This window comes from Thermococcus sp. 5-4 (assembly GCF_002197185.1).
GTDB lineage: Archaea > Methanobacteriota_B > Thermococci > Thermococcales > Thermococcaceae > Thermococcus > Thermococcus radiotolerans.
Genome location: NZ_CP021848.1, coordinates 688,727 through 702,963 on the forward strand (window position 1 = coordinate 688,727; position 14,237 = coordinate 702,963).

Here is a 14,237-nt window from a genome sequence, read left to right on the forward strand (position 1 = left end):
AGCGTTTCGCTACCAGCCCTCCTCGAAGCGAACCCCCCGCTCCTCCATGAAGGCCTTGGCCCTCTCTATCTCCTCCTCGCTCTCCCCAAAGATTATGATGCCGATGTACCTGCCGAAGCCCTTCGGCGATGAGTGTATCCTCACATGGAATCTTTTGAGTGCCTCGATTAGAATCGGCGCCAGCTTGCTCTCGTCGGTTATCTCAGCCAGCAGCTTCCTCTGGATGAACTTCCTCTCGCCGAGCCTCGGCAGAACTTCCCGCTCAAGCATGGCCTTCATCTCGCGCGGCATTCCGGGAAGGACGAATATCTTTACCCCTTCGTGTTCGATGTACGCTCCCGGGGCGGCCCCTTCGGTGTTCTCAAGTGGCTCCGCGCCCTCCGGCAGGTAGGCCATCTTCTTTCTCCCCTCGTTGAGCTCGGGGTCGTCTATCAGGCCCCTCTCGTAGAGCTCGCGGTAGAACTCCCTGATCCTCTCAAGGCACGGCTCGCAGAGGACGAACTTTCTACCCAGGGCTTCGGCAACGGCCAGCATTGTAACATCGTCGTGAGTAGGCCCAAGGCCGCCGGAGATGATAAGAACCTCCGGCTTCCTCGCGAGGATTTCCTGAACGGCGGTCTTGATTTCCTCCACGTCGTCGCCAACGGTTGTCTTCCTCCTCACCCAGTAACCCTTCTCGGTGAGCCTCTGGGCAATAAAGGCGGAGTTGCTGTCCACGGTGTTTCCCGTGAGCAGTTCGTCGCCTATCGTGAGTATCTCGGCGAACATCTCAACCACCGGTAGACTATCCGGCAGACTGGCTTATAACCCCAGCGGAAGCCCTTTGCACAAAAATGTAAAAATAGGGCTCCCTTAACGGCAGTTTTCACCAGGAGTGAAAACAACGTTTAAGTATTTTATCGCGGTAAAATTCTCCGGTGGTAGCATGAGAGTGAAGGTTGGAGTTAACGGTTACGGGACGATAGGAAAGCGCGTCGCCTACGCGGTCACAAAGCAGAACGATATGAAGCTCATAGGCGTCACCAAGACGAAGCCGGACTTTGAAGCGTATCGTGCGAAGGAGCTCGGAATCCCGGTCTATGCCGCTAGCGAGGAGTTCCTGCCGAGGTTCGAGAAGGTAGGCTTTGAGGTCGCCGGAACTCTCAGTGACCTTCTCAATGAGGTTGATGTCATCGTTGACGCCACCCCTGGAGGGATGGGCGCTAAGAACAAGGCCCTCTACGAGAAGGCCGGCGTTAAGGCGATTTTCCAGGGCGGCGAGAAGGCAACCACCGCGGAGGTCTCCTTCGTGGCCCAGGTCAACTATGAGAAAGCTCTAGGAAAGGACTACGTCCGCGTCGTCTCATGCAATACGACGGGCCTTACCAGAACCCTCTCGGCGATTGGGGAGTACATCGACTACGTTTACGCCGTCATGATTCGCCGTGCGGCTGACCCGAACGACGCCAAGCGCGGCCCGGTCAATGCCATAACGCCGAGCGTGACGGTTCCGTCTCACCATGGCCCTGACGTCCAGACTGTCATCCCAATTAACATCGAGACCTCAGCCTTCGTCGTTCCGACCACGCTCATGCACGTCCACAGCATCATGGTCGAGCTGAAGAAGCCGATTGAAGCCAAGGACGTTGTGAACATCTTCGAGAGCACGACGAGGGTTCTTCTCTTCGAGAAGGAGAAGGGATTTGACAGCACGGCTCAGCTCATAGAGTTCGCCCGCGACCTGCACCGTGAGTGGAACAATCTGTACGAGATTGCCGTCTGGAAGGAGAGCATCAGCGTGAGGGGGAACAGGCTCTTCTACATCCAGGCGGTCCACCAGGAGAGCGACGTTGTTCCGGAGAACATCGACGCGATAAGGGCCATGTTCGAGCTCGCTGGCAAGTGGGAGAGCATAAGGAAGACCAACGAGAGTCTCGGGATTTTGAAGTGAGGCCGCAAGCCTTTTACATTTCTCCCCCTACTTTTTCCGGTGAACGATGTGGAGTGCAGGACATTTAAGGTGGATGCATTTACCGACATACCGCTTAAGGGAAATCCTGCAGCCGTTGTTCTCGACTGTCCTGAGCTCGACAGGGAAACAATGCTAGCCATTGCAGGGGAGCTTAACCTCTCTGAAACAGCTTTCGTCTGGCCGGAGAGGGACGGCTTTCGGGTGAGATTTTTCACCCCGGGAGATGAGATTCCCCTCTGCGGCCACGCCACGGTTGCGACGTTCTACCTGCTCTGGCGTCTTGGTCTGGCGAGTGAGGGAACCAACAAGATGTTCTCCAAGGCCGGGGAGATTGACGTTCTCATCAAGAACGGAAGGGTGTGGCTCAAGCAGCTGAAGCCGGAGGTAATTGGGGAGCTTGATATTGAGGCACTGAAGGGAATTCTCGGCACGGAAAACTTGGTCGGTCCAGCGTTGGCAATGACGACGGGAACTCCTGAGGGCATCGTTGGAATTCCAACGTTTGAAGAGCTGATGAACCTTGAGCCCGACATGGCGAGACTCGCGAAGTTCTCCAGGGAGAACGGTGTGATAGGGGTCTACGTTTACACCCTCGATTCTCGGTTCGACGCCGCGGGGAGGTTCTTTGCCCCGGCCGTCGGAGTCCCTGAAGACCCGGTTACCGGAACGGCCAGTGGAATTCTCGCGGGCTATCTGAGGCTCACAGGGAAGCTTGTGAAGGATAGATACATCTTCGAGCAGGGGCACGCGCTGGGGCGTGAGGGCAGAGTCTACGTTGAGTTTGAAGGTGAAAGGCCTTGGGTCGGTGGAGAGGCGACGATAAGCCTTGAGGGCAGGTTGTTTTTCAAAGTTTAAGCCTCTCCTTTATATCTTTCGGGTTCAATTCCCTAACAAGCAAATCCTTCTCCCTGCTAGTCTCTCCCCTGACGAGCTCAACCTCCGCCTTAAGGAGCTTTGAGAGGAACTTCACGAGTTCTTTGTTCGCCTTCCCCTCAACCGGCGGGGCCTTTATCTTGACCTTCAGCCTTCCGCGCCACTCGTCTATCCCGTCGATTTCGTTCTTCTTGGCCTTCGGCTGGACGTAGACTAGGAGCAGCGTTCCGTCCTTAGTCTCTTTCAGGAACTTCACGTCAATCCCTCCATTCGTACTCCCACACAATATCGGGCGGAAACTCCTTTCGCTTAATCCTTTCGAGGATCTCCCTAGCAACGCGGTAGGCGAAGTCAAAGGTCTCCCTGTCAATCACGCCGTAGTTCAATGCCATCTCAAGCTCCTCCTCGTCGAGGAGGAAGGCCTCCCCGCTCGGAAAGACGAAGATGTCAAGGAAGAGGTCCAGCATTTCAAGGGTGCTCCCATCGCGCTTCGTATAGGCCAGGACATCGATGTAAAGCCCCTTGAACTCACCGTTTTCGTCATAGACCTTCAGAATGTCGTAGTTCTCCCCGATGAAGGCGAAATAGAGCATGCGGTAGCCGTTTTTGATGACTTCAACGCCGTTCACCCTGAGGGGAGCGAGCATGCCCTCGAAGCGGGATTTGGCGACTATAACCTCGCCCAAATCAGCGACTACCTCATCATCACGCTCAAGAAGCCTGTTCGGAAGGCGGTGGTAGAGGAGGTGGATTTTCATCACGGACACCAAAAGGAGTTGGTGGGGAACTACTCCCCAAAAATAAGCTCCCTGAGCTTCTCGGGCAGCTCTTCGATCTTCACCCTCACCTGCTCCCTCGTGTCGCGGTCGCGGATCGTAACGGTGTTGTCTTCGGGTGTCTGGTTGTCTATGGTGACGCAGTAGGGGGTGCCTATCTCGTCGTAGCGCATGTAGCGCCTGCCGACGGTGTCCTTCTCGTCGTAGACCGCTATGAAGCCTGCCTTCTGAAGGGTCCTGAATACATCGTAGGCTATGCTCTTCAGAGGCTCCTTGGCGACGAGCGGAAGAACCGCGACCTCAATCGGTGCCATGTCCTTCTTCAGTTTGAGGTAGGTTCTGTCCTCCTCGATGACAAGGCTGTTCTCAAGGAGCAGGTAGAACGGCCTGTCTATTCCAAAGCTCGGCTCAAGGACGTGGGGCACTATCTTCTCGCCAGTTATCTTCTCCTCCACTTCCTTGATGATAAAGTCATCCTTCTCCAGCTCGTAGCCCTCGATGGTGATTTTGCCGTCCTTCTCAAGGACTTCAACCAGGTTCCTCAGCTTCTCTTCGTCCCAGCCCTGAATGAGGTCGTTTATCCTCTTGGCGTCCTTCTTCAGCTTAGGCCCGACGCGCTTCATGTTGAGGCTCACTTTGAGGCGTTTGACTATCTTGGGCTCGTCGTAGTGGATGAGAACGGTTAAATCTGCCCCGCTCATCTTCATGTGCTTGCTGAGGTCGTAGTCGCCGCGGTAGGCTATGCCGACGCACTCCACCCATCCGAAGCGCTCGCTGTGTATCTCGACGTCCCAGGTGTCGCTTGAGTAGTGTGCCCTTTCCTCGGGCAGCTGCTGGCGGAAGCGTATGGCCTTCTCGGGAATGCCGATGTCGAGGAGAGTTCTCTTGACCATGACCATGTAGTAGGCGAAGAAGGTGTTCAGAACGTAGCCGTTCTTAACGGCCTCCTCCGCAGTCATTTCGATTATTCCGAGGTTCTTGAGCTGGTTCTCTATTGGGTAGAGGCGCAGAACCTCGTCCTTGACCTCGTCGAAGTGGGGATGTTCGGTCTCCTTAGGGTTGAAGAATATCTCCGCCTCTGCCTGTGTGAACTCCCTCAGGCGGAGCATTCCCTGTCTAGGTGAAATCTCGTTGCGGTATGCTTTTCCAATCTGGAAGACACCGAAGGGAAGCTTGTTCCTCGCGAAAGCGTTGAGGCGTCTGAAGTTCACGAAAATGCCCTGGGCCGTTTCAGGCCTCAGGTAGCCCTTCTGGTCGCCGTAGGGGCCGATTTTAGTCTCGAACATGAGGTTGAAGTACCAGACCTCGGAAAGCTCGCCTCCGCACTCCGGGCAGCGGATATCGTGCTCGCGGATGAGCTGGGTGAGGTGCTCGGCGCTCATGCCCTCCGTGTCGATGCCGAGGGCCTCCTCGACGAGGTGGTCGGCCCTAAACCTTGCCCCGCACTTCTTACACTCGACCAGCGGGTCAACGAACTTGTCAACGTGACCGCTCGCTATGAAGACCTTCTCCGGCGTGATGTCTGGCGTTTCAAGCTCAAAGAAGCCCTCCCTCTGGAAGGCCTCGCGTATCTTCTGTTCGATTTTTCTCTTTATCGTCGCTCCAAGAGGACCGTAATCGTAAAAACCCCTCGCACCACCGTAGATTTCAAAGCTGCCCCAGGCAAAGCCTCTTCTCCTCATCAAGTCCTGAAGAACCTCGTACTTATCGGGCCTCTCTCCCATCACTCACCACCTGAAACTGGAGTAAGGCCATTTCATAAAAAGCTTTTGGGACGGAAATCGTCAGAGTGCAGGTTGAAACGATGAAGGTTTCGGAGAGGGGTTAGCCCCTCTCCAGCACGATGACGCTAACCGACGGCACCTCAATGGTACCTGACACCGGACCGGATACCGTGTAGTTCTTAGGCCAGACCACGTTCCATTCTCCGGGTGGAAGCCGAAGCTCGGCGGGCTTTTTCCAGCTGTTTACCACAACGAGAACTTCATCGTTGTGTCCCCTGAAGAACGCCATCGTGCCGCCTTTGGCAGTGTAGAACCTTATGGCACTGCTCCTCAGTGCAGGAACGCTCTCCCTGAGCTCCGCCAGCGCCCTGTAGTGATCCAGTACATCCTCGTTCACTTGACCCCACTGTATCGGATAGCGCTGCTCGTCGTAATGGTTCTTGTCGCCTAGCAGCCCCCTCTCATCGCCCTGGAATGTTACCGGAGTCCCGGGAAGGGTGTAGAGAAGCGTCGAGAGAAGTTTGAGGCGCCTGATTGATTCGTTGGTGGGCTCGTCCCCGAGGGAGCCACCGCCGAGATCGGTGAGAACCCTCGATGTGTCGTGGGAATCAACGAGATTGAAGCCCATTGCAGCAACGTTTTCCCCATAAGACGCGTAGTACCTGCCCATCATCTTCATCGCCGCCTCTCCGCTCAGCAGGCCCTTCGCGTAGTTCAGGAGTATATCCCTTCCGAGGGCGTAGTTCATGAGCGAGTCAAAGCGGTCTCCCCGAACCCACTCAGGTGAGAGCGTCCATATCTCGCCGATGATGTAGGCGTCGGGATGCTTCTCCTTCGCCCTCTCCCTCAGCTCTGGGAAGAACGTCGCAGGATCGAGAACCTCGTTGGGAACGTCAACCCTTATGCCGTCGAATCCGAAGTCCAGCCAGTACAGTGCCGCGCCGATAAGGTACTCCCTCACCTCGGGGTTGGTTGTGTTGAGCTTCGGCAAACTGCCAATCCCCCACCAGCCGACGTATGCATCCCCATCGCCCAGCTTGAAGGGCCACTGCTTGATGAGGAACCAGTGCCAGTAGGGGCTCTTCTCTCCGTTCTTCCAGACGTCGAGGAATGCGGGGTTGCCAATCCCACAATGGTTGGGCACGAAGTCGAAGATGACCCTTATGCCGCGCCTGTGCGCCTCATCGAGGAACTCCCTGAGGTCTTCCTCCGTTCCGAACTTCGGGTCCAGTCTGTAATAGTCGTAGGTGTCGTAGCCGTGGACGCTTCCCGAGAGGAAGATGGGATTGAGGTAGATTATCGTGACGCCGAGGCTCTGCAGGTAGTCGAGCTTCTCGGTTATTCCATCTATGTCCCCGCCGAAGTACTGGTGGCAGCAGTGGAGGGGAGTTATCTGGTCGCTCCAGTTGGAGAGTATGGGTCTTCCAGGGTTGACCTGATTGAGGAGAAGCTCGTCGTGGTCAAGCGCAAATGCGTCGTTGCTTTCGTTCCCGTTGTTGAATCTATCGGGGAATATCTGGTACGCTATCCCATTGCTCACCCATTCCAGCTGAGGAAACTTGTCAATACCGTCGAAGCTGAAGAACGGGCTCTCGCTCGTGTTCAGCACGGCAAACCTCTCGCCATCGGCGGAATTTATGACGATGTAGTACCTCACCGGCTCGACGAACGGTATCTCTCCCCGCCACATCTCCCCTGAGTCCCACCAGAGCCGGAGCGTCATGGTGTAGTTTCCCCTGTCGGTAACAAGGACGGCCGAGCTTACGGCGTTCCTCTTTGCTTCGAACCTCACAACCGTCCGGTTGTCGGCAACGCTCAGATATGCCGGATCCCCTGGATCGAACTCCACGTAAAAGCTCGCCTTCCCCTCCACGATTCTGACCGCGTTCTTCCCGCCGTAACCATCATCGGCGTAGCCGTCAGCGTAGGGGTCATAAGGTCTTCCGGTGCCATCATCCGACATGTCCTTGACCCACTGGCCGTTGATGAAGTACTTGTACTCGTACTTCCCTGCCCTGAGGCAGACCGTTGTGCTCCAAGTCCCGTTCTCTTCCTTCATTGGCCACTCGGCCCAGTTATTGAAACTCCCGCGGAGGCTGACCGACTTTACCGTCTCATTTCCCGGATTATAAACAAACCTGACGGGAACCCTTCCGGTTGGACATGACCTGCCGAGGCCTGTATAGATTGCGGTGTAGTTGCCCTCCGGCAGTTCGAGATCTCCCCGCCCAGGCGAGGAATAAGTTGATGTCGAAGTGAACGCCGGGGGCGTGGTTGTTGTGGGCATTGTCGTGGAATTCGTGCCTTCTGGGCTCTGAGTTCCTTCCGAGATGCAGCCACTCACAAAGGCCGTTAGAAGTAGTACCGTAAGCAGTAAACTGATTCTCCTCATGAAACCACCATAGTCACCCTTGGTGATATATGGTTATATGGTTTTCTTCAAAGAAGTGTTCCTTGGAACCTCGCCGAAAAGCGCAGGGAAAGAGTTATAAACCGTTTCCCTCGTTATCGTTACGAGCTTTGATTATTTGGAGGTGCGTGAAAATGGCGGAAAGACCACTCGATGTTATTCACAGGTCGCTCGACAAGGACGTGCTCGTGCTCCTGAAGAGGGGTTCCGAGTTCAGGGGTAAGCTCATTGGTTACGACATCCACCTGAACGTCGTCCTCGCCGATGCTGCCCTCATTCAGGACGGCGAGGTCGTTAAGAAGTACGGTAAAATCGTCATCAGGGGAGACAACGTTCTGGCCATTTCCCCTGTCGAGATTGAGTGAAGTGAGACCTTAGAGGGGTGATAGCATGGGAAGCGGGACTGCACCGAAGGGCAGGAGGAACCACACTCCAACTCACATTAAGTGCAGGCGCTGCGGAAGGCGCGCCTACAACATCAAGAAGGGCTACTGCGCCGCTTGCGGCTTCGGCAGAAGCAGGCGCATGAGGAAGTACAGCTGGTCCCACAAGTGGAAGAAGAAGAGGAACCTCCTCTGAACCCTTTTCTTTTCCTTTGATTTGAGTCCTTCTCAGACCACAATCCTTATTAACTTCTACAGCCACTTCATCGTTTAGAGGGACGTCTTAATGATTCGCCTCAACAAGGATCAGCGCCGCCTCTGGAAGCTCGCCTGGCCCGCGATAATGGGCAACATATCCCAGACGCTTCTCAACCTAGTGGACATGATGATGGTCGGACAGCTCGGCGCTTTGGCTTTGGCCGCCGTCGGCCTTGGAGGCCAGGTGAGCTGGTTCATGATGCCCATAATGGCGGCGGTTGCAACAGGAACACTCGCGCTGGTGGCGAGGTTCGTTGGAGCGAAGGACGATGCCAACGCCACTCTCGCGCTGGAACAGAGCCTCTACCTGGCATTCCTCCTCGGAATTCCGGTTATGTTCTTCGGCTGGTTCCTGGGGGATGACATCCTGCGGATAATGGGGGCAAAACCCGACGTCGTTGCCTTGGGTTATGAGTACATCAAGGTAATCTTCGCGTTCTATCCGATAAGGTTCGCTGGCTTCACGGCCTTCGCCGCTCTCAGGGGAGCGGGAGACACGAGAACCCCCATGAAGCTGGGCATTTTGATGAACATAGTCAACGCGGTCTTTGACTACCTCCTCATCTTCGGGAAGCTCGGCTTCCCCGAACTCGGCCCGGTCGGTGCCGCCTGGGCCTCAGGGTTGGGCATAACGACCTCGTTCCTCATCGGCCTCTACCTCCTCTGGAGCGGGAGGCTCGTCCTCAGGTTTAGGCCCAGCTGGAGCTTCCATCTCGACATGGCGAAGAGAATCCTCCGCGTGGGAGTTCCCACGATGGTCGAGCGCGGTATATTCAGCTTCTACAACCTTCTCTACATGAGTATCGTGACCCGCTTCGGAACCCTCGCCCTGGCGGCGCACCAGATAGGACTGCGCGTTGAGAGCATAGCCTACATGCCCGCCTTCGGCTTCAACGTCGCAACCTCCGCCCTGGTTGGCCAGGGGCTCGGGGAGGGGAACCCTGAGAAGGCGGAACGCACCGTCTACGAGGCTCTGAAGATGGTGGGCCTCTTCATGAGCGTCATGGCGGTCATCCTGATAGTCTTCCCGCGCTACCTCGTCATGCCCTTCATAAACCCAAGCGACCCGAACTACGGTGAGGTTCTTCACCTCGCCAGCATCTACCTGATAATCGTGGGCATAAGCGAGATTCCCCTCGGCTGGCTCTTCGTCCTCGGCGGTGCACTGAGGGGGGCGGGAGACACCAAGACTCCGATGTACATCACCGCCACTAGCAAGCTCCTCTTCCGCATAGTTCCGGCTTACCTTCTCGGCTTCGGCTTTACAATCGGCCCAATACACTTTGAGGGACTGGGCGTCGTAGCCGCGTGGATAGCGATGAGCCTCGAAACGTTCACCACGGCGGCCTTCTTCTGGTGGGCGTTCAAGAGAGGAAAATGGAAATACGTGAAGGTGTAAAAACGGATCAAAGCGCCGAGACGTTGAAGAGAGCCTCCATGAGACGACCGAAGAGATAGCTCAGGAATGCCGCACCCAGGCCGGTTGCCACCATCTCCGCGACCTTCTTTCTGATCGAGATTCCGGAGAGGAGCGATATCAGGGTCGCCACTATCGCCAGGGCCGAGCCAGCCAGCAGTATCGAGAAGGGAAGGGCCGTCAGCGAGCTGGAGGCGAGGAAGTACGGCGTGACCGGAAATGCAACGCCAACGAGGTACGAGAGACCCGTGTAGAGTGCTGCCCTTATCTCGTTCTCCTCCGCCTCCGGAAGGAGGAGCTGCATTATCGCATCGCTGTTGTCTGCGAGTTCCTTTGCGACCTCTCTCGCAACCTCCTCGGGCATTCCTCCCTCGACGAGCTTCTCCACGAGCTCTTCGGCTGCCCTTTCCGGCGAAACCCTGAAGAGGACCTCCATCCTGTCGCGGATGGATTCCTTAATCTGCCTCTGGGAGCGGACCGAGACGAAGGTGCCTATAGCCATCGAGAGCGCACCGGCTACGCCGACTATGAGGCCGCTTATTCCAACGAGCTGCGGGTTGCTCGGATACACAGCGGAAAGACCCGTGACGGCACCGAGGATTTCAACCAGCCCGTCGTTCATGCCCAGAACGAGGTCGCGGGTGTTCTCGACGTGGAAGCGCTCTTTGCTCTCGTAGAAGAACTTCTCGTGCTCCAGCTCGTCCAGGATGACGTCCTTTATCTCCCTCAGCTCATCCTCGCTGAACCTGTCCGCGTAGGTTGTGAGGTACTTGAAGTACTTTTGTATCGCACTGTTCTCGCCCATCTCAAGGAGTGAAGCGACCGAGCCCGGCCCAAGGAGTCTCCTGAGGAGCTTGACGCTGAAGATCGTGAGCCTCTTAACCGAAGGCTTTGGGACCTCTCCCTCGTGCCGCTTTATGAAGTCGTGCCAGAACTTGGCATGCTTTGACTCGATATTCGAGAGTCTCAGAAATTCCTTCCTTATCTCCTCGTCCTTCTCTATCTTGGCCAGCTGGGCGTAGAGAACCGAATCGGCGTACTCGTCCTTATAAAATCCCCTCGCTAGTTCCAGCATCTCGTCCATTCCCTCACCCCCTGGAAAGAACGGCGGCCTAGGTTAAATGGATGTCGGTCATTGAAGGCTCCTCAGCGCCTCCAGCACCTCCTCGAAGGGCGCGTCCGTCTTAACGGCCATTGGGGAGAAATGTGTTCTCGTTGCGGAGTAGCCTTTCCCACGGAGAATCTCGATTATCTCCACGAGCTTCCCGACCTGGAGGTTGTTCCTTCTAGCTAGAGCGTGGGTGTCGTAGTGGAAGGGAACGTCGAGCTCCTCGGAGATGGTTTCGAGGAACGGAAGCGTCTTCTTGTGGGCGAGGGAGTACTCATTGGCCAGCTTCAGCACCTCGTCAGCGAACTCCTGGTTCTTCAGCGGACCGAGCCAGAGGGGGCCGTATGCGGCCGGTCTTTTGGGCAGGAAGGAGTTCTCGTACCCGAACTTGCCGTTTTCATCCTGCCACAGGTAGCCGAGCCGTTCAATGCTCCCGTCGGCCTTCCTCGCGCCGCTCTTGAGCCTCAAAAAGGCCCTGAAATAGTGGTCGCGGTAGTAGGCAAGGAGAACCTCGACGCCGAGGTCGTATTTGGCTGCGTACCTGACAACGGTTCCGATGAGAATCCTCAAGCCTGCCTCGTGGCAGAGCTCGCCCCTTATCGGCTCCGCCAGGTATTTCCTGCGGCAGGCGTGCCGGTAGGCGCCGCAGAGGACGCCAGTGTCAGTGGCGGTGACTGCTAAAACTCCCCTTCTCCTGACGCTCCTCAGGGCGGTGTCGAGGAACTCCACCGGGGAGCCGAAGGGGTCAAGGTCGAGGAAGTCGAAGTAGCGGAACTTCTCGGCCATGATCCTGTTGGCGTCGTCGAGGTTGGCTATAACCTTCTTTTCTCCCTCGAATGAGAGCCTCTTCTCGCCTATCCTTTCCCCATCGACGCCGAGATTCAGCCGGACGTTTCTCAGAATCAGGTTGAAGGCCTCTTCGTTTATGTCGTTGAGCCAGACCTCCTCGACGGGGGTTTCGAGGGCGTAGCGGATGCCTCGGATTCCAGTGGCAGAGAGGGCATCGAGAACGGTCCGCGGTTTGAGCACTCCCACGGCCAGGACGCTTATATCCCGATTTAATGCCATGACCGGGTTGTAGAAGACGGGAGCGTCGTATATCCTCTCCGCCTTCGGGACAAGGATTCTTGCAAGACCCTCGCGCACCTCAACGAACTCCATCCTCTCACCGGAGAAAGAAAAGGTTGGGAGGTTTAAAGGGTTGCGCTCAGAGAATCTCGACGTAGTCACCGACCGCCTGTCCCGGCAGGCCTGGCTTGAAGTAGGCCTTAACCTCGCCCCTGTTGCCGTGGGTCCTGAGGATTTTACCGTACATTTTCCTGCCGGTCGGCGTCCTCCAGACGACCCTCCTGCCTATGAGCATCGAAGCAGCGCTCCTGTCGTCGATGCCGAGGGGCTTTAGAATCATGTGGTGGTTGTCCTGGTGCTCCTTGGTCCCGGCGTAGGCAAGGACGAGAGCCTTTCCCCTGGCCATCGTCCCCACCTCCACCAGAGAGGGTTCGCCCGGCGGTGTTTTTAAGCTTTATCCCCTTCGGCGAAGGCGGAGAGCCCGTCGTCTATCTCCAGCACTTCCCTAATGCTCCTTATCTTCAGGAAGTTCTGCCTCTCGAAGAGCAGTGCAACGTCGCTCTTGTAGGGGGAGGCCTTCTGAACGAGGAGCGTGTTTTCGTCCAGTATGTACGTGAACCTGCTCGGGCTGTCGTCCACCCAGACGAAGGGCTCATCCGGATAGAACTCCCTCAGGGTCTGGAACTTCTTGAGCATGTCCTTCGTGCCCCTGAAGGTTATCACCTCATCAAACTCATCGTACCAGTTCGTCTTCTTCATGAAGATGACCTTTCCGCCTGGATAGGTGTGCTCGCCGGAGAAGCTTATTACGCGCCTCCCCCGCGCCCTGAGCTGTCGGATAACCCTCCTCGCGTGGGGAAAGTCCTTGATGTATCGCGGCATGAGCTTGTAGTACTCGTGTATCGTTCCCTGCGCCACCAGCTCGTGTATGACCCCCAGGTACTGGTAAGTCAGCTTCCCCTTGATGAAGAGGAACAGGGCCTTGTAGTAGTCGTCGTAGAGGTCACTCTCTATAACCGCCGGCACGGTCTTCTCGATGGCTATGCGGAGGGCCTTCTCAACGGCCTCGGTGCTGTCAACGAGGGTTCCATCGAAGTCGAAGAGGTACGTCACCATGCCATAATGTATCACCGACGGGGTTATAACTTTTTCCGGCTCGACCAGTGGGTTGCCCGAAAGGGTTTTATTCTCGGCGGGATTACAGGGAACGGGTGGTTGTCGAATGAGGATTGAAAAGCTCAAAGATTTCATAGCCGAAAAGGAACTCGATGGGGTTCTAATCACATCAAAGCCGAACCTCTTTTACTTCACGGGAAGTTCGCCCGTCCTCGGGGGTTCGTTGCTTGTAACCCCGGACGATGCCATCTTCCTTGTTCCCGAGCTGGAGTACGAGGAGGCGCGTGAAACCTCCCGCGTTCCGGTTGACAAGTTCAAGAGAGGAGGCGAACTCTACGAGAAGCTCAAGGAATTCGGCCTCAGGCGCCTTGGAATAGAGGGCAGGATAAGCTATTCATCCGTTCAGGCCTACCGGGAAAAGCTCGGCGTCGAGGACTTCGTTGTGGTTGACGACGTCATCAAAGAGCTCAGGATAGTTAAGACCCCCGAGGAAATCGAGGTCATAAAGGCCGCCTGCGAGATAGCGGACATGGCGATGATGGCGGCCCTGGAGGAGATAAGCGAGGGCAAGCGCGAGAGGGAGATAGCAGCCCGGATGGAGTACGTCATGAAGATGAACGGGGCGGAAAAGCCCGCCTTCGACACGATAATAGCCAGTGGCTGGCGCGCCGCACTGCCTCATGGGGTAGCGAGCGACAAGAGGATAGAGAAGGGGGACCTGGTCGTCATTGACGAGGGAGCGCTTTACAGACACTACCACTCCGACATGACCAGAACGATAGTCGTCGGTTCCCCCAACGAGAAGCAGAGGGACATCTACGAGGCGGTCCTCGAGGCCCAAAAGAAGGGAGTCGAGGCGGCGCGGCCTGGAATGACCGCCAAAGAGCTGGACACCATCGTCAGGGACGTCATCAAGGAGTACGGCTACGGCGACTACTTCATACACTCCACGGGACACGGCGTCGGTCTGGAGATTCACGAGTGGCCGGGCGTGAGCCAGCAGGACGAGACGGTTCTCAAGCCGGGAATGGTCATCACAATCGAGCCCGGGATATACCTTCCCAAGTTCGGCGGCGTCAGGATAGAGGACACCGTGCTCATAACGGAGGACGGTGCACTGAGACTCACCAAGACCGAGAGGGAGCTCATCTGA

Annotated in this window: 15 protein-coding genes; 6 read left to right on the forward strand and 9 right to left on the reverse strand. The window is 56.4% G+C overall.

Annotated features, from left to right (window positions below; translation table 11 throughout):
- Positions 1–9: 9 nt before the first annotated feature.
- Complete coding sequence (locus tag CDI07_RS03845) at positions 10–768, reverse strand: molybdopterin-binding protein (RefSeq protein WP_088180349.1); 759 nt, start codon at positions 766–768, stop codon at positions 10–12.
- Between the two features lie 157 nt (positions 769–925).
- On the opposite strand from CDI07_RS03845, the gene CDI07_RS03850 reads away from it, so the two are divergent.
- The gene (locus CDI07_RS03850) at positions 926–1,930 is read left to right on the forward strand and encodes a phosphorylating glyceraldehyde-3-phosphate dehydrogenase (protein ID WP_088180350.1); all 1,005 of its coding nucleotides are present in this window, start codon (positions 926–928) and stop codon (positions 1,928–1,930) included.
- A 39-nt stretch (positions 1,931–1,969) separates the two neighbouring features.
- Complete coding sequence (locus CDI07_RS03855) at positions 1,970–2,806, forward strand: PhzF family phenazine biosynthesis protein (RefSeq protein WP_088180351.1); 837 nt, start codon at positions 1,970–1,972, stop codon at positions 2,804–2,806.
- On the opposite strand, the gene CDI07_RS03860 is transcribed toward CDI07_RS03855, so the two are convergent.
- From CDI07_RS03860 to CDI07_RS03875, 4 genes are all read right to left on the reverse strand, one after another.
- Complete coding sequence (locus tag CDI07_RS03860; RefSeq protein ID WP_088180352.1) at positions 2,796–3,080, reverse strand: DUF167 domain-containing protein; 285 nt, start codon at positions 3,078–3,080, stop codon at positions 2,796–2,798. The two genes, CDI07_RS03855 and CDI07_RS03860, sit on opposite strands and share 11 nt — an antisense overlap.
- A gap of 1 nt (position 3,081) precedes the next feature.
- On the reverse strand, positions 3,082–3,582 hold the full coding sequence (locus tag CDI07_RS03865; RefSeq protein ID WP_088180353.1) for a DUF402 domain-containing protein: 501 nt from the start codon (positions 3,580–3,582) through the stop codon (positions 3,082–3,084).
- Between the two features lie 29 nt (positions 3,583–3,611).
- Positions 3,612–5,324 carry a glycine--tRNA ligase gene (gene glyS, locus CDI07_RS03870; RefSeq protein WP_088180354.1) on the reverse strand — a complete coding sequence of 571 codons (1,713 nt, stop codon included), beginning with the start codon at positions 5,322–5,324 and terminating at the stop codon, positions 3,612–3,614.
- Between the two features lie 100 nt (positions 5,325–5,424).
- Positions 5,425–7,716 carry an alpha-amylase family glycosyl hydrolase gene (locus CDI07_RS03875; RefSeq protein WP_088180355.1) on the reverse strand — a complete coding sequence of 764 codons (2,292 nt, stop codon included), beginning with the start codon at positions 7,714–7,716 and terminating at the stop codon, positions 5,425–5,427.
- A 152-nt stretch (positions 7,717–7,868) separates the two neighbouring features.
- On the opposite strand from CDI07_RS03875, the gene CDI07_RS03880 reads away from it, so the two are divergent.
- From CDI07_RS03880 to CDI07_RS03890, 3 genes are all read left to right on the forward strand, one after another.
- Positions 7,869–8,099 carry an LSm family protein gene (locus tag CDI07_RS03880; RefSeq protein WP_088180356.1) on the forward strand — a complete coding sequence of 77 codons (231 nt, stop codon included), beginning with the start codon at positions 7,869–7,871 and terminating at the stop codon, positions 8,097–8,099.
- A 25-nt stretch (positions 8,100–8,124) separates the two neighbouring features.
- A complete protein-coding gene (locus CDI07_RS03885; protein WP_088180357.1) occupies positions 8,125–8,313 on the forward strand; it encodes a 50S ribosomal protein L37e in 189 nt (62 codons plus the stop codon).
- Between the two features lie 90 nt (positions 8,314–8,403).
- Positions 8,404–9,774 carry an MATE family efflux transporter gene (locus CDI07_RS03890; protein ID WP_088180358.1) on the forward strand — a complete coding sequence of 457 codons (1,371 nt, stop codon included), beginning with the start codon at positions 8,404–8,406 and terminating at the stop codon, positions 9,772–9,774.
- Between the two features lie 7 nt (positions 9,775–9,781).
- On the opposite strand, the gene CDI07_RS03895 is transcribed toward CDI07_RS03890, so the two are convergent.
- From CDI07_RS03895 to CDI07_RS03910, 4 genes are read right to left on the reverse strand one after another with little or no spacing between them, the layout of a single operon-like run.
- Positions 9,782–10,876, reverse strand: coding sequence for a VIT1/CCC1 transporter family protein (locus CDI07_RS03895; protein WP_088180359.1), 1,095 nt, complete (start codon positions 10,874–10,876; stop codon positions 9,782–9,784).
- Positions 10,877–10,924: 48 nt separating this feature from the next.
- Positions 10,925–12,061: a tRNA (guanine(10)-N(2))-dimethyltransferase gene (locus CDI07_RS03900; protein WP_088180360.1), complete on the reverse strand. Its 1,137-nt coding sequence runs from the start codon at positions 12,059–12,061 to the stop codon at positions 10,925–10,927.
- Positions 12,062–12,107: 46 nt separating this feature from the next.
- On the reverse strand, positions 12,108–12,374 hold the full coding sequence (locus CDI07_RS03905) for a 50S ribosomal protein L35ae (protein WP_088180361.1): 267 nt from the start codon (positions 12,372–12,374) through the stop codon (positions 12,108–12,110).
- Positions 12,375–12,415: 41 nt separating this feature from the next.
- Positions 12,416–13,084 (reverse strand): HAD family hydrolase, encoded by a 669-nt coding sequence (locus tag CDI07_RS03910; protein ID WP_088180362.1) that lies wholly within the window; start codon positions 13,082–13,084, stop codon positions 12,416–12,418.
- A 106-nt stretch (positions 13,085–13,190) separates the two neighbouring features.
- On the opposite strand from CDI07_RS03910, the gene pepQ reads away from it, so the two are divergent.
- A complete protein-coding gene (pepQ, locus tag CDI07_RS03915; protein WP_088180363.1) occupies positions 13,191–14,237 on the forward strand; it encodes a Xaa-Pro dipeptidase PepQ in 1,047 nt (348 codons plus the stop codon).